15 protein-coding genes and 1 tRNA gene are annotated in these 15358 nt (G+C 62.7%); 11 read left to right on the plus strand and 5 right to left on the minus strand.

Annotation, left to right across the window (positions count from 1 at the left end):
- Positions 1–2: 2 nt before the first annotated feature.
- Positions 3–542, minus strand: a complete 540-nt coding sequence (locus CATRI_RS03165; protein WP_290219652.1) for a PPA1309 family protein — start codon at positions 540–542, stop codon at positions 3–5.
- An 88-nt stretch (positions 543–630) separates the two neighbouring features.
- Here CATRI_RS03165 and CATRI_RS03170 point away from each other — a divergent pair, with 88 nt between their 5' ends.
- Positions 631–3621 (plus strand): UPF0182 family protein, encoded by a 2991-nt coding sequence (locus tag CATRI_RS03170; protein WP_290219654.1) that lies wholly within the window; start codon positions 631–633, stop codon positions 3619–3621.
- Between the two features lie 118 nt (positions 3622–3739).
- Positions 3740–3816 (plus strand) — tRNA-Met (locus CATRI_RS03175).
- A gap of 433 nt (positions 3817–4249) precedes the next feature.
- Here CATRI_RS03175 and CATRI_RS03180 read toward each other — a convergent pair.
- Entirely contained in the window at positions 4250–5002 is a 753-nt protein-coding gene (locus CATRI_RS03180) for a class I SAM-dependent methyltransferase (protein ID WP_290219655.1), read from the minus strand.
- A 184-nt stretch (positions 5003–5186) separates the two neighbouring features.
- On the opposite strand from CATRI_RS03180, the gene CATRI_RS03185 reads away from it, so the two are divergent.
- Positions 5187–6254: a S1 family peptidase gene (locus CATRI_RS03185; RefSeq protein WP_435384180.1), complete on the plus strand. Its 1068-nt coding sequence runs from the start codon at positions 5187–5189 to the stop codon at positions 6252–6254.
- Here CATRI_RS03185 and hisN read toward each other — a convergent pair whose 3' ends face one another.
- Positions 6255–7037, minus strand: coding sequence for a histidinol-phosphatase (hisN, locus tag CATRI_RS03190; protein ID WP_290219660.1), 783 nt, complete (start codon positions 7035–7037; stop codon positions 6255–6257).
- Positions 7034–7888: an inositol monophosphatase family protein gene (locus tag CATRI_RS03195; protein ID WP_290219664.1), complete on the minus strand. Its 855-nt coding sequence runs from the start codon at positions 7886–7888 to the stop codon at positions 7034–7036. Before CATRI_RS03195 ends, hisN begins: the two co-directional genes overlap by 4 nt.
- A 50-nt stretch (positions 7889–7938) precedes the next feature.
- Here CATRI_RS03195 and CATRI_RS03200 point away from each other — a divergent pair, with 50 nt between their 5' ends.
- Complete coding sequence (locus CATRI_RS03200; protein WP_290219670.1) at positions 7939–8382, plus strand: hypothetical protein; 444 nt, start codon at positions 7939–7941, stop codon at positions 8380–8382.
- Between the two features lie 6 nt (positions 8383–8388).
- The gene (prfB, locus tag CATRI_RS03205; protein WP_290219677.1) at positions 8389–9492 is read left to right on the plus strand and encodes a peptide chain release factor 2; all 1104 of its coding nucleotides are present in this window, start codon (positions 8389–8391) and stop codon (positions 9490–9492) included.
- Here prfB and CATRI_RS03210 read toward each other — a convergent pair.
- Positions 9489–11069, minus strand: a complete 1581-nt coding sequence (locus tag CATRI_RS03210) for an AbgT family transporter (RefSeq protein ID WP_290219683.1) — start codon at positions 11067–11069, stop codon at positions 9489–9491. The two genes, prfB and CATRI_RS03210, sit on opposite strands and share 4 nt — an antisense overlap.
- 99 nt (positions 11070–11168) lie before the next feature.
- Here CATRI_RS03210 and ftsE point away from each other — a divergent pair, with 99 nt between their 5' ends.
- From ftsE to CATRI_RS03240, 6 genes are read left to right on the plus strand one after another with little or no spacing between them, the layout of a single operon-like run.
- Entirely contained in the window at positions 11169–11858 is a 690-nt protein-coding gene (ftsE, locus tag CATRI_RS03215; RefSeq protein ID WP_290219689.1) for a cell division ATP-binding protein FtsE, read from the plus strand.
- 25 nt (positions 11859–11883) lie between these two features.
- Positions 11884–12786 carry a permease-like cell division protein FtsX gene (ftsX, locus tag CATRI_RS03220; RefSeq protein WP_290219693.1) on the plus strand — a complete coding sequence of 301 codons (903 nt, stop codon included), beginning with the start codon at positions 11884–11886 and terminating at the stop codon, positions 12784–12786.
- Positions 12787–12790: 4 nt separating this feature from the next.
- A complete protein-coding gene (locus CATRI_RS03225) occupies positions 12791–13456 on the plus strand; it encodes a hypothetical protein (RefSeq protein WP_290219696.1) in 666 nt (221 codons plus the stop codon).
- Positions 13457–13459: 3 nt separating this feature from the next.
- The gene (locus tag CATRI_RS03230) at positions 13460–14140 is read left to right on the plus strand and encodes a hypothetical protein (RefSeq protein ID WP_290219698.1); all 681 of its coding nucleotides are present in this window, start codon (positions 13460–13462) and stop codon (positions 14138–14140) included.
- A gap of 26 nt (positions 14141–14166) precedes the next feature.
- Entirely contained in the window at positions 14167–14655 is a 489-nt protein-coding gene (gene smpB, locus CATRI_RS03235; RefSeq protein ID WP_290219700.1) for an SsrA-binding protein SmpB, read from the plus strand.
- Positions 14652–15335 carry an SDR family oxidoreductase gene (locus CATRI_RS03240; protein ID WP_290219702.1) on the plus strand — a complete coding sequence of 228 codons (684 nt, stop codon included), beginning with the start codon at positions 14652–14654 and terminating at the stop codon, positions 15333–15335. The genes smpB and CATRI_RS03240 overlap by 4 nt, the downstream gene beginning before the upstream one ends.
- The last annotated feature ends 23 nt before the right edge of the window (positions 15336–15358 follow it).

Genomic DNA, 15358 nt, shown 5'->3' on the forward strand with positions numbered 1-15358 from the left:
GTCTAGTCGACCTCTTCCATGTCCTGTTCCAAGCCATATCGCAGGGCCATGAGTACACCCGGTGCCACACCTGGGCCACCACGCAAATTTATTCGGTCTTCCGCGAAGGGATCCCCCTCGGCGAGTTCCTCTTCAGTGGGGCGCATTTGGAGCAGTGTCAGCTCCACGCCTTCAGCCCGCAGCACCCCGGAGTAAAGCCGGGCGGGGCGGGGAGCGGCGTCGGCTGCCTCGTCGGCGTCCGCAGTATCGCGGAACGAGATCTCCTGGGCCAAGATAACCCCCTCCACCTCCACTGGCCAGGCCAACCGCGAGAGGTAGTCGCCCAATTCGTCGGAGCCGGGGAGGATATGTGAGGGCAAGTCCTGGACCACCAGGGTCAGCGGAGAGGCCTCGTCCGGGTCTGCCAGCTGATCGGCTAAGAGCTCGGTTGGGACCAGCGCGAACAGCGTTGGCGGGGCATCCCACCCTTCGGCATGCACGAAATCGACGGCCTCAAGCATTGCCGCATTGAGGGCCGGAGTGGCGGAATCGGGTGCACTCATCGTTCATCCTTTTAGTCACGAAGGGGGGAATTTCTCTAGGCTAGGACAGTACACCTGCAGGTTTTATTAACAATTTAGGAGTAAGGACTTGGCCACCGGCCTTTCACAACCCTCCCCGTCCCTGAGCCGACCGCCAAAGGCGTTGACGTGGACCATCGGCATCGTTGGTCTCTTGTTCGTCCTGGCTCCGATGGCAGTCGGCTTCTATACCGACTGGCTTTGGTTCGGCGAAGTCGATTTCCGAGGGGTGTTCACCAAGGTCATCGTGGTGCGCATCATCCTCTTCTTCGTGTTCGCCCTCATCGCCGGCTTTATCACTTGGCTGACAGGCTACTTCACCTGGCGTAATCGTCCGGACAGTCTCGAGCACATGGACCTCAACTCACCGGTCCACCAATACCGGCGCGCCCTGGACAAGTCGGTTCGTGCGCTGCTAATCGGCATCCCGGTCGTCGTCGCTCTGTTGGCCGGATTCATCGGCCAAGGTTCCTGGCGCACAGTGATGATGTTCCTCAACGGTGAGTCATTTGGCGTCGACGATCCGCAGTTCGGACTCGATCTTGGCTTCTACGCCTTCTCGCTGCCGGCGCTTCGCCTCATCGTGGAAACGCTATCCATGCTTGTTGTCGTTGCCTTCCTCGTCGCCCTCATCGGGCACTACCTGTTGGGAAGCATCAAGATCGGCAACCAGGCCATGGGTGTCAAGGGCAATGTGGCCCGCCCCGCCCTTGTGCAACTGTCCGTCACCGCGGGCATCTGGATGCTGCTGCAGGTCGTTTCCTACTGGCTCGACCGTTACGACCTCCTCTTCCTCCGCCAGGACACCTTCACTGGCGCAGGCTACACGGACATTCACGCCGTCCTGCCCGCCAAGATCATCCTCATGATCATCGCGGTGTTCGTCGCGCTCGCATTCTTCTCCGCCATCGTGCTCAAGGATCTGCGCATCCCGGCTCTTGCCGTCGTGCTCATGCTCCTGTCCTCCTTCGCCATCGGCTTCGCATGGCCGCAGCTGATGGAGCGCTTCTCCGTTCTGCCGAACCGTGCCGCCAAGGAAGCGGAGTACATCTCCCGCAACATCGAGGCGACCCGCCAGGCCTACGGCCTCACCGATGACGACGTGACCTACCTGGAGAACTGGGGATCCACCGAGGTCAGCGACGAAGCTGTCGCTGCTGACGTGGCCACGATCTCAAACATTCGACTCCTCGATCCGGAGATCCTGTCGCCGACGTTCACCCAGATGGAGCAGCTGCGTAACTTCTACGGCTTCCCGGATCACCTCTCGGTGGACCGCTACGAGGTCGACGGTGAAATGCGTGACTTCGTCGTCGCTGCCCGCGAGCTCAACCCGAACTCGCTGCGCGAAAACCAGCAGGACTGGATCAACCGCCACACCGTCTACACCCACGGCAACGGCTTTATCGCCGCGCAGGCCAACACTGTCGACGAGGCCGCCCGTGACGCCGGCTCCACCCGTGGTGGCTTCCCTGTGTTCACCGTCTCCGACCTCCAGACCAACGCCGCCCGCGAAGAAGCGGAAAGCGCCGAGGAGCTGGGCATCAAGGTTGACCAGCCGCGCATCTACTTCGGTCCCGTCATTGCTTCCGGCACCGGCAACGCCGACTACGCCATCGTTGGCGACAGCGGTCAAGGGGCCGTGGAGTACGACACCGACACCAGCACCTTCACCTACGACGGTTCCGGCGGCGTCGGTATCGGCAACCTGTTCAATCGCACCGCCTTCGCGCTGCGCTACCAGGAGATGAACTTCCTCCTCTCGGACCGAGTCAGCGGCGACTCGAAGGTGATCTTCGAGCGCGACCCGCGCTCTCGTGTGGAAAAGGTCGCCCCGTGGCTGACCACCGATTCCAAGACCTACCCCGCGGTGATTGATGGCCGCGTGAAGTGGATCGTCGACGGCTACACCACGCTCAGCGGCCTGCCGTACTCTCAGCAGACCTCCCTGACGGAGACCACCACCGACGCGCTCAACCCGCAGGGCACCAACCAGCGTTTGATCTCTGACAACGTTGGCTACATCCGCAACTCCGTCAAGGCGACGGTCGATGCCTATGACGGCACCGTCGAGCTCTACGAGTTCGACACCGAAGACCCCGTCCTCAAGGCCTGGCAGGGGATCTTCCCGGACACCGTCAAGCCCGAAAGTGAGATCACCCCGGAGCTCCGTGAGCACCTGCGCTACCCGGAGGACCTGTTCAAGGTGCAGCGAGAACTACTCGCCCGCTACCACGTCGACGATCCCGGAGTCTTCTTCACCAACGACGCCTTCTGGTCCGTACCGGAAGACCCGACCGCTGCCGAAAACAGCCGGGCTCTTAACCAGCCGCCGTACTACGTCGTCGCTGCTGATCCGGACACCCAAAAGTCCAGCTTCCAGCTCATCACGCCCTTCCGTGGCCTTAACCGCCAGTTCCTGGCCGCGCACATGGCTGTGAGCTCCGATCCGGAGACCTACGGTCGCATCACCGTCCGCGTGCTGCCGACCAACACTCAGAAGCAGGGCCCCAAGCAGGCCCAGGATGCCCTGGAATCCTCCGACCAGGTCGCACGTGACCGCGCCCTGTGGCAGGACACCAACGACCTGCACTTCGGTAACCTGCTGACCTTGCCGGTGGGTGGCGGCGAGATCCTCTACGCGGAGCCGATCTACTCGCAGCGTAAGGATCAAGAGTCCGCCTTCCCGAAGCTCCTGCGCATGCTCGTCTCCTACAAGGGCCGCGTAGGATACGCGCCGACCATCGCCGAGGCACTGTCTCAGGTGGGCATCGATCCGAGTGCCGCTCAGGACATTGAAGTTGTCGACGGCGGTGACTCCGGCAGCACTCCGACCCCACCGACCACGGAGGAGGGCTCCACGCCTGACAGCACGCCAACGACGACTCCGACCCCGCCAGCCAGCGGAACGGGTGCCGAGGGTGAAGCAATCGCCAGGATCAACCAGGCCCTGAGCGACGTCGAAAAGGCCCGCACCGGATCTCACGAGGAATACGGTCGAGCTCTAGATAAGTTGGACGAAGCAGTGAAGAACTACCAGTCCCTCACCGGCGGCCAATAATCGCCAGTGACCTTGCGATTTGGGTTCCCCCCTGCGTCTGGGTATAGTTTCATCTTGTCGCCGAGACAGCCTGTTAAAACAGAGAAGTCACGGCGAGGTGAAATTGAATATCACCCGACGCGGGGTGGAGCAGCTCGGTAGCTCGCTGGGCTCATAACCCAGAGGTCGTAGGTTCGAATCCTGCCCCCGCTACCAATTCACCAGAAACCCTCTCAACTTCGGTTGAGAGGGTTTCTGCGTTGTCGGCCCCGGGCGATGTCGCAAGGGGCACCAAAAGGGCAATTCGAGTTCACCCATTAATCGAGTGGCGGGATCCGGGCACTCGATTAATGGGTGAAGTCATATCGCACTTTTGGGTCCAGGGGCCGACCCATCCTTGCTGCGTCCCCATGGAGTGGTGGTTGTCGGTAGCAACCTGATTTTCGTAGCCGGTGAGCTGTACTTCTGTTGCGTCATCCGACCTCTACTTGAGGAAGTAGATCGGAACAAGACATAGGGCACTTCACTTCAGCACCCGCTGAGTCGGCGAAACCCGCACTTCCTAACAACTTGGCGGGTTAGGAAGGGGGATTGACCCCAGAGTTGTTAGGAAGTGCGGATTTTGGGCCCCCTCGTGAGGGCCACGTCCTCACTTCTGTCCGAGGTAGACCTCGGTGACATAGGGGATTGTCAGCTGGCCGTCGGCATCGCTCCATTCTGCCGTTGGTGCTTCGAGGGCAGCGGTGTACTCAGCTCCGTGGGTGTGCAGGGCTGCTTGTGATTGGGTGGAGGAGGCGCTCATTCCCATGAATTGCTCTGGCGTCTTCTTTTGGCTCCAGTGGAATTGCTTGAGGTTCGCCGTGGGGAAGGTCGTGAGCAACTCGGCCTGAATGTCGATCTTCCGGTAGTCGCGCTGGTACCCGGGTGACCAGGTCTCGAGGAGGGTCTCGTAGGCATCCGCGAAGCCGCCGGAGTGGTAGTCGCGGTTGTTTTGCATGATGGCCAAGCCGCCGTGCGTGCTCAGCGCCGCGTATGCCTCCGTGAGGAAGCGTTCCCGGTCCAACCACTGATAAGACTGCCCGGCGGTGATGAGGTCCACGGGGCTAAGAGTCGATAGCAGCGCCTCGGCTTCGCCTTGGATCCACTCGAGATTGGGGAACTTCCTGGTGCCCACCTGAATCATGTCGTGGGAGTAGTCGATGCCGACGACTCGGCAGTCGGCGGGCAGGAGGGGGAGGAGTCCTTCAAGGACTATTCCGGTTCCGGCACCGACGTCGACGACGGTAGCGGCGGAGCCGAGGTCACACTCGGAGGAAATCCACTCGAAAGCGAAACGGGGGTAGCGGGGGCGTTCGCGGTCATAGTCCTCGGCTAGTCCATCGAAGGGACAAGCGGTGCTCATGGGTGAGGTCCTTCCACTGTCATGTCTAAAGCGTTGACTCCTTCGAGCCTATTCCCCGGATGCATCCTGGGAGACGGATAACCATTTGGACACGGTTGGGATTTCGGACGTCGGGGAGGGGGTGGGCGTGGCATGATGACGGCAGAAAGTTTCCGGGTACGACAAGAGAAGAGAATCCCCCACAATGCGACGGCTGTCCCGCGTTCGAAGTGTTTTGATGTCCACAGTGATGATGGGGGCGTTACTCGCGGCTGCTCCGACGTTGGCGAACGCGCAGGGAGTTGATTCGGCACAGTTTGTGGATCGCGTGCGAGCTGACTTGGCGTCGGTGGGAATACCGACGGCTCCGGTGGATAAGTCGATCACGGATGCCGTTGATAAGTCCATCGCCGATGTTGTCCCGCAGGAGTTCCTGGCGTGGAACCCGGCAGAGCCTTTTGCAGAGCCGGTGGAGGTGACCCCGGAGATCCGCGAGCGTTTCGTGTCGGAGGAATTCGTTCCCCTCGATCCGAATTACCGCTGGCAGATGGACCCGGTGTCCAAGGCCATGGCTGGTAAGCCGAACTCTGAGTTCATTCTTCATCGAGTGCCCGGCTCGTGGTTTGATGCTCCCCGCATTCCGGAGGAGTCCATGGTGGTTCAGAATCAGGATGCCTCGCTGTATGGCCCGGGAACGCCGGTGTACATCGGCGGGAACATGATGTGCACTCTCGGTGTCGTGGGTACGGACTCGGAAGGTCGAAAGGTCGGACTGACCGCGGGGCACTGCGGCAAGGCGGGGGACAAGGTCTTTTCTGCGGACTCCTGGCAGGTGGGGCCGACGGGCACCGTCGTGGCGTCGAACTACCTGCATGACTATTCCGTCATTGAGCTCGGATCCAATGCGGAGATCACCCGCAGCTACAACGGTGTCACGGTGAATTCGGTCGGCGGGCCGGTTTCTCCGGGTCAGTTGCTGTGCAAGCAGGGCGTGGCCACGGGCAACACCTGTGGCAATGTGTGGAGCGCCGATTCGTACACCCAGATCTCTCAGGTGTGCGCGATGATGGGTGATTCCGGTGGGCCGGTCATGGCGGGCGATCGGATGGTTGGCATGATTTCGGGCGGGTCGTTGCCCTTCCCGGAGCTGGCTTGCCGCACCCCGTTGCAGGGCCCGCTGTTCATGCCGACGGTGTCCACCTCGATGGACACCGTCGTGCAGGATCTCGACGCCCGTGGGGGCGTGGGAGCTGGGTTCCAGCTCGCGGAGTAATTAGCGCAAGGTAGATAGGACGGCGCCGTGCAGCAGCCCATTGGTTGCCACGGCGTCGCCGCCGTGGGGGCCGTCCTCGCCAGTTAGTGACGTAAATCGGCCGCCGGCCTCGGTGACCAAGATGGCCAGGGGGGCCAAGTCCCAGAGGGACACTTCGGGCTCGGCAGCAATATCGACGGCGCCCTCGGCTACGAGGCAGTAGGAGAAGAAGTCGCCGAAGCCGCGCAGCCGCCACGTCTTCTCCGACAGCGAGTAAAAGTTGTCCCTTAAGCCGCGTTCGTCCCAGCCGGCGAGGGAGGAAAACGACACGGAGGCGTCGGAAAGCTGGGTGACGCCGGAGACGGACAGTTTCTTGGGGGAGCCACCGTTGAACGTGCGCCACGCGCCGGATTCTTCGGCGGCGTACCAGCGGCGCGTGAGCGCCGGGGCGGAGATGACGCCGACGACGGGGCGGCCGTCGACAAGCAAGGCAATGAGCGTGGCCCACACGGGCACGCCGCGGACGAAGTTCTTTGTGCCGTCGATGGGATCGATGATCCACTGGCGGCCCTCGAAGGTGACGTCGCCGCCGAATTCCTCGCCGAGGATCGCATCGGAGGGCCTGGAAGCAGCCAACTTGGTGCGCAGGAGTTCCTCGCAGGCGAGGTCGGCATCGGAGACCGGAGTGAGATCGGGCTTGGAGTCGACGCGGAGGTCGGTGGCCTCGAAGCGATCGAGGGTCAAGGCATCGGCGAGATCCGCGAGTTCGAGGGCTAAAGCGAGGTCATCGGCGTAACTGCTCATGCTGACATCCTAGCCAGCGCCGCCGTAGCCTGCTCCACTGCCAGCGTGTTTCCCGCCACGCACCACGTGACTCCACCGGCCTCGACCTTGATGCCGATGCCGCCGGCGCCCTCCACGAGGGCCTTGCCGGGCAGCCAATCCCAATCGGCGACGGAATGTTGGATCCATACCCCGAGCGAACCATCGGCCACCGATGCGAGGTCGACGGACCCCGCCCCGAACATGCGCAAGGTGGCGAACTCGGTGGCCACGCTCACCCACGCCGCGCGGACCGCTTCCTGCGCCAAGAAGGTGGGGTGCAGGTAGGTGGCCAGGCTCAGCTGTGCGGCGGGCTGGGCGTTGAGCTTATCGACGCCCGCCCCATCCCGGGTCGTCGCAATCCCCGGGCCGCCGAACCAGGTGTAGCCCATCGCGGGGCGGTGAACCGCCCCGAAAAGGAGAGCCTCCGGCTGCGAGGGGTCACCTTCGACGAGCGCGAGGGCGGAGCACCAGTAGTCCGAGCCTGAGGTGAAGTTATAGGTACCGTCCACGGGGTCAACCACCCAGGTCCGCCCTGATGCGGACTCCCGGGCCGCTCCCTCCTCGCCGAGCACACCATCCTCGGGGCGCAGGATCTCCAGCACTCCCGCGACGAAATCCTCCGCCGCCCGGTCCGCTGCTGTGACCACGTCCGAGACGGAGGTTTTCTGCTCGCTTTCCACCCCTTGCTCCCGCATCCGCCAGGCCAACCGGCCGGCGTTGTAGACCAGGGCCTGCGCCAGGGCTTCATCGGAATCCGTCTCGTGGGCGACGGCAAAGGTCTTGGTGATGGCGGCGATCATGTCTTCAAGCGTGGTAGCTGGTTGAGTCATGGGGTCCATTGTGCCTCTTGAGGCCCAGACTGTCCGGGTAGAGTGGGTGAATGTTAATGAACATCATTGGCTTGTTGACCATAGTGGTGCTCTTCGGTGTTCCGCAGATCGTCGGCATGGCCTTCGCCGGAAACGCCAGGCGCGCGTGGAAAGCCCGCGGCCTCGGCATCGCAGGCGGAGTGATCATCTGGTTCGCCACGATGTGGACGATGCTCAATGGAGGTGAATACCACCCGCTGCAGATCGTCGCCTGCGCGATTGCTTCCATCACCCTGGTGGTGTGGTTGACCCTCAAGGTATCGGGCAAAGCGCTGGTGGGGGCGTGGGCAACCTCCTTCGGCCTCGGCATCGGGTTCTTCATCACGGCGGTCCTGCCGGACGAAACGGGGCAAGCCGCCATGGGACTGTTCATGCTCAATGCCGGAACTGCCGCGGGCCTGTTTTTGGTAGCGCTGATCGCACGATTGCCCCGCCAACTGCGCAACGTAGACTAACGGGTTATGCGACCGGAAATATCTGCTGCGTTGGACGACATTGATTCCACCCTCTCCACCATCGAAAAGGTGATGGACCCGGAGGAGATGTCCGCCCGGGTGAGGGAATTGGAGCAGCAAGCAGCTGACCCGTCGTTGTGGGACGATCCAGAGCACGCTCAGACGGTGACCTCGGAGCTTTCCTCCGTCCAGGGCAAGCTGCGCAAGCTCACCGAGCTGCGCCAGCGCCTCGATGATCTGCCAATCATGTACGAACTCGCCGAGGAAGAGGGCGAGGATGACGGCTCGGTCGATGAGGAGCTTGAGGAGCTGCGCGCCCAGGTCGAAGCCCTTGAGGTGACGACGATGCTGTCGGGGGAGTATGACCAGCGCGAAGCCGTGATCAACATCCGCTCCGGCGCTGGTGGCGTTGATGCCGCGGATTGGGCGGAAATGCTCATGCGCATGTACACCCGATGGGCGGAGAAGAACGGCCACAAAGTCGACGTGTACGACATTTCCTATGCTGAGGAAGCGGGCATCAAGTCCGCGACGTTCGTGGTGCACGGTGACTATATGTACGGAACGCTTTCTGTCGAGCAGGGTGCGCACCGTCTCGTCCGCATTAGCCCGTTTGATAACCAGGGCCGTCGCCAAACCTCGTTCGCCGAGGTTGAGGTTCTACCCGTGGTCGAGCAAACCGACTCGATCGAGATCGCCGATTCGGAGATCCGCGTCGATGTTTACCGCTCCTCCGGACCTGGTGGCCAGTCCGTGAACACGACCGACTCCGCGGTGCGCCTCACCCATATTCCCACCGGAATCGTGGTGACCTGCCAGAACGAGAAGTCACAGATCCAGAACAAAGCCTCCGCCATGCGCGTGCTCCAGGCAAAGCTGTTGGAGCGCAAGCGCCAGGAAGAGCGCGCCGAAATGGACGCTTTGGGTGCCGGTGGCAATGCCTCTTGGGGTAATCAGATGCGGTCCTACGTGCTGCACCCTTACCAAATGGTCAAGGACCTGCGGAACAACTTTGAAGTCAACGACCCCACGAAGGTGCTCGATGGCGACATCGACGGCTTCCTCGAAGCGGGCATCCGTTGGCGGATGGCGGAGCAGCAGGACGCCTAGCTGGGCACGTACTCCATGGGGGTGCCGGGCCCGAGCGGGATGCCGAGGGTGTACCACGCGGCGAAGGCGAGGAACCAGCCGACGAGCATGGCGATAGAAAACGGCAGAGCCAGCGACATGAGCGTGCCCACCCCAGCCGGTTTGTAATAGCGCTGGAGGAACGTCAGCGCTAGAGCGAAGTAGGGGCTCATCGGCGTGATGATGTTCGTGGGGGAATCGCCCATGCGGAAGAGCATCTGAGAGACCTCGGGGGACACGCCAACCAGCATCATCATCGGCACGATGACCGGGGCCATGAGCGCCCACTGCGCCGAACCGGACGTAATGAACAGGTTGAGCAGGGCCACCATGAGGACTAAACCGCCGAACATGAGCAGCGGCGGGAGGTTCCACGTCTGCAGGAGTTCCGAACCCTTGATCGCCGTCCATACTCCGAGGTTGGACCAGCTGAACCAGGCGAGGAACTGCGCCACGGCGAATAAAAGCACGAGCATGGGGAGCAGTGACTTCAAGCCGCGAGCCATGAAGGAGGGGATGTCGCCAGCGTTCTCGATGGTCTTGGCAGCAACGCCGTAGACGAGCCCGAGGAAGAAGAAGGCCAGGGCAATCGGGATGGCCACGGAGCGGATGAGTGGGCTGTTCATGGCTCCGTCGTCGGTGACCATCGGTGAGCCCGGGATGAAGAGCAGCGCGAAGTAGACCGCGAGGTAGCCGACGAGGGCGATGCCGGTGATGCCGAGGGCCTTGGATTCGGTGGGGCTCAGCGAGAGGTCGTTCTTATCCTCTTCACCCTCGCCGAAGGAGATCTCCGAGTAGTCGATCTGATCGTGGTCGACGAGCTCGCGGGCTTTACGGTCGACGAACAGCTCGGTGACGGCGGTGATGATGAGCGCCAAGACAATGGCGGAGAAGATAACGAAGTAGATGTTGGCCAGGGGAGAGACGACGTAGTCCGGGTCGATGATCTGCGCAGCTGAGGTGGACAGGCCGGCGAGGAGGAGGTCGGTGATGTTGAGGATGAGGGAGGCGTTGAAGCCGGCGGAAGAGGCGGCGAAGGCGACCATGGCACCGACGATGGGGGAGCGGCCCACGGCGTGGAAGGCCATGGCACCAAGGGGGATGAGGATGACGTAAATGGCATCAGAGGCGACGGATCCGGTGACGCCGGCCAGCGCGAGGGCGAAGGTGAGCGTGCGAGGACCAACCTTGGACACCATGGCGCGGACCAGCGCGGAGAGGAGCCCGGAGTGCTCGGCCACGGCCACGCCCAGCATGACGGTGAGGATCACTCCCAGGGGCGGGAATTCGGTGAAGTTGGATACCGCTTCAGAGACCATGCGTTGCAGGCCGTCCGGGGTGAGCAGGTTGGTCACCTCGACGGTTTCGCCGGTGTCGGGTTTTATGGCCGACATGCCCGCTGCTGAGCCGATCCAGCTGGCGAGGGCGACGAGACCGGCGAGGATGACAAAGAGCCAGAAAGGGTCGGGGAGCTTGTTGCCCAGCTTTTCGACGATTCCGAGGAACCCGGAAGCCTTGTTCGGTTGCGGCCGCTGTGTGGTCGTTGGCGATTGACTCATAATTTCCTGACCATATAGGACGCGGGAAGGTGAGGCTACTTTGACAACTTCCGCCACTTTTGTTTCATCTGTAACAGTCGGTTGGCTACAGTGAGGGGCGTGATCACCTTCGAATCAGTCACCAAGGTCTACAAAACCTCGACGCGGCCTGCCCTGGACAACATCAGCCTCACGATCGAAAAGGGTCAATTCGCCTTCCTCATCGGACCCTCGGGCTCCGGCAAGTCCACCTTCTTGGAGTTGTTGGTCAGGGAGGAAAACGTCACCTCCGGTGATATCCACTTCGCGGACTTCCACGTGAACAAGCTGAAGGGACGTCAGATCAACCAACTGCGCCAGCGCATCGGTTACGTCTTCCAGGACTTTCGGTTGCTGCCCAAACTCAACGTCCACGACAACGTTGCGTTTGCACTGGAGGTGATTGGCAAGAATAAAAAGCACATCGACAAGGCTGTTCCCAATGCTCTGGAGATGGTCGGCTTGGCTGCCAAGGCCAACCGCATGCCCAATGAGCTCTCGGGCGGCGAGCAGCAGCGGGTCGCCGTGGCCCGCGCCATTATCAACCGCCCGCTGCTTCTCTTGGCCGACGAGCCCACCGGCAACCTCGACCCGGAGACCTCCGACGACATCATGACCCTGCTCAGCCAAATCAACCGGGGTGGCACCACCGTCATCATGTCCACACACAATGCCCGCGCTGTCGACGACATGCGTCGCCGCGTCATCGAACTCAACCTCGGAAGCCTCGTGCGCGATGATCAGCACGGCGTCTACGGCGAATCCCGATAGTTAAAGGACAAGGTAGGAGCACCTGATGAAACCTGGATTCGTATTCCGAGAAGCCCTGCGCGGCCTGGGCCGCAACGTCACCATGACGATTGCCTTGATCATCACAACGGCGATCTCCTTGGCTTTGCTGGCCACCGGCTTCCTGGTCACCAACATGACCGAGGACACCAAGAACATTTACCTCGACCGCGTGGAAGTGATGATTCAGTTCGACGAGGACATCTCCGCCAACGATGCCGACTGTTCCTCCGCCGGGTGCCAGGAGGTGCGCGACCTGCTGGAGGGCGCCGACGGCGTCGAATCGGTCACCTACCGCTCCCGAGAGCAGTCCTACGAGCGCTTCCTCGAGGTGTTCCAGGACACCGACCCGCAGCTCGCCGCCGAGACCTCGCCGGATGCCCTGCCCGCCGCCTTGCACGTGCGCCTGACCGATCCGCTCGAGCAGTCCGCGCTCGATCCCGTGCGTGACCTGCCGCAGGTGGACACCATCGTCGATCAGGTCGACGACCTCCGTGGCGCCACCGACAATCTTGACGCCGTCCGCAACGCCACCTTCCTCGTTGCCGCGGTCCAGGCGCTAGCCGCGATCTTCCTCATTGCCAACATGGTCCAGATCGCCGCTTTCAGCCGCCGCGATGAAATGGCGATCATGCGCATGGTCGGCGCTTCCCGCTGGTACACCCAGGCCCCGTTCGTCCTGGAGGCAGTGTTTGCCACGCTCGTCGGCTCGATCCTGGCGACGGTTGGTTTGTTCCTGGGCAAAGAATTTGTCATCGACAACGCGCTGCGGGGACTCTACGATTCTCAGCTCATCGCGCCCGTCACCACCTCCGATATTTGGCTCGTCGCCCCCATCGTCGCCATCATCGGTGTCATCTTCTCTGGCATCACCGCACAGGTGGCGCTGCGTAGTTATGTGAGAAAGTAGAGCCATGACCTGGACCCTCGCCCTCGCGGCCACCCCCACCGGCATCGGCGCCGCAAAACTCGGCGCCGCCGGCTCACCCCACATCCTCGGTTTCTTCCCCGAGATTGACCGGGCTATGCGGGCCGCCGCCCAAGGAGAGGAAAGCAAACTACCTGGCCACACGGTTCTCATCTCCGAGGTTGGCATCCCCCCATACGAACTGAAGTGGTACTTGGGGGAGTTGGTCATCGAGAAGATCCCCGCCCGCGACGTCCAGGTCAGGTCGGACATCGAGGTCCTGAGCACCGCCTACGGCGCGCCGGTCTTGCTTATCGACGCCGACCGCGACATCATGGTGCCCCCGCCCGCCACCCGCGGCGAGCCCATCCACGTCGGTAGAGCATCCGAGATCATGGAGGCCGATCCGGCCATCCGGCCCGTCCTCATCGGGCACCCCGACACCCGTGGGGGAGTCGTCGAAGCCTTCGCCGAGCTGTCCCCCGAGGTCATCGACCGCCAAGAACTCGCCCGGTTGGCTCTGTTTCACCCGACGACGGAATCGATCGTCACCATCCCAGAGTCCGCCTCGGAGGCGGAACCAACCGAAACCAAGGACCGAAAGACCCTTAACCTCGTCCTTATCCTGGTGGTGGCCGCCGCGATCGTCCTCGGTGTGTCTTTCCTCTTCTAAAACATGAACTGGGATATCGGGCTCTCCGCCGGCCCGGGCGGATTCGGCGTGGCGATATCCCTGGCGGAAGGGCAGACGCATCTGCTCGGCATTTTCCCCACCGTCGCCCGCTGCGTCACCTCCGCTTTCAACGCCGCGCCCTCGCGCCAGCCCCGTCGCGTCGTCCTCGTCCACCCGACGGGAATCTCCGTCCAGCAACTCGGCCGCTACGTCGGCGATCTCGCCGCCGCCGGGTTCGACCCCGACAGGGTCGAGCTGCGCAGCGACATCGATGTCCTCGAGTCCACGATCGTCCCCCGGGCATTGCTTATCGACGCCGACCGGGACCTCCTCGTCGGCCGCCTCCTGCGGACCGCACCCTTCGACGCCGACACCCTCTCCCGCCACGTTGCCGACGACCCCGTTCACACTCGCGTCTTCCTCACCGGTCACCCCGAAGTCCGTGACCGCTACCTCGTCGCTGACCGCTACCTCGTCGCTGGCCGCGACTTCGCGCCCCAGATCGTGGAGCGGCCCGCCTTCGCCGCCCTGGCGTTAGATACTCCCACCACCACTTCGATCATGTCCACGCCCCGACTCGGGAGTTCCCTCATGCTGGGCCCGCGCCGGGCCTGGCCCCTCCTCATCACGATGGCCATCGCCGTGATCATCGTCGTCGGTTGGACAGTGCTGTTCTTGACCTAGACACGGCCTGTACCATGGGAAAAGTTATGGCCAAGAAAAAGAAACCCCAGGACCGGGCCGTCCTGGCAAGCAACCGCAAGGCCCGGCACGACTACAACATTCTTGAAACCTTCGAATGCGGCGTCGCTCTCGTCGGCACCGAAATCAAGTCACTGCGTGAAGGCAAAGTGTCCATCACCGATGCCTTCGCCACCGTCGACGAAGGCGAAGTCTGGCTGCGCAACCTCCACATCCCCGAATACTCCAGGGGCTCCTGGACAAACCACTCCCCGAAGCGCACCCGCAAGCTGCTGCTGCACCGACGCGAGATCGACTCCATCATGGGCAAAGTCCGTGATGGCAACCGCACCCTCATCCCGCTGCAGTTGTACCTGAAGGAAGGACGAGTCAAGCTCGAACTCGGGCTAGCCCAAGGTAAACAGGACTACGACAAGCGACAAGACATCAAGCGCCGGACCGAGGAACGGGAGATCACCCGTGAACTCGGCCGCCGCGTGAAGGGGATCACCGGATGAAAACCGCACTCATCACCGGAGCCAGCCGAGGCATCGGCGCAGCCATCGCCCACGACTTGGGCCGTGACCATCACATCCTGGTGGGGGCTACGAGTGACGAGGGGGCACGCGCGGTCGTCGATAAGCTTCCTAGTGCCGAACCCTTTGTGGTTGATCTGACGGACCCTGCCGCCGTGGCGGCAGCAGTTTCCGGCATCGACAGCCTGGACGTGCTCGTGCACTCCGCTGGCGTGGCCACCCTCGGCACCGTCGAAGAATTAACCCCAGCCCAATGGAACGACGTCTTCGCCCTCAACGTCTTCGCCGTCGCCGAACTCACCCGCCTCCTGCTCCCCGCAGTGCGCGCCGCCCGCGGCACCATCGTCGCCATCAACTCCGGCTCCGGCCACCACTCCGGCGCCGGAAGCTCCGTCTACTCCGGCAGCAAATTCGCCCTCCGCGCCTTCACCGACGCCCTCCGCGAAGAAGAACTCGGACGACTCCGCGTCACCTCCGTCCACCCCGGCCGCGTAGACACCGACATGCAAATCCAACTCCAAGCCCACGGCGGCAACCACGACTACGACGGCGGCCTCTACGTCCAACCCGCGTCCATCGCCGCCGCCGTCCGCCTCGCCGTCGACGCCACCGACGACGCCGTCGTCCAAGAAATCTCCGTCCGACCCAGCGGCCTGCGATAAACACTTGCCATTCGCTCAGGCTT

Source organism: Corynebacterium atrinae (genome assembly GCF_030408455.1).
Taxonomy (GTDB): domain Bacteria; phylum Actinomycetota; class Actinomycetes; order Mycobacteriales; family Mycobacteriaceae; genus Corynebacterium; species Corynebacterium atrinae.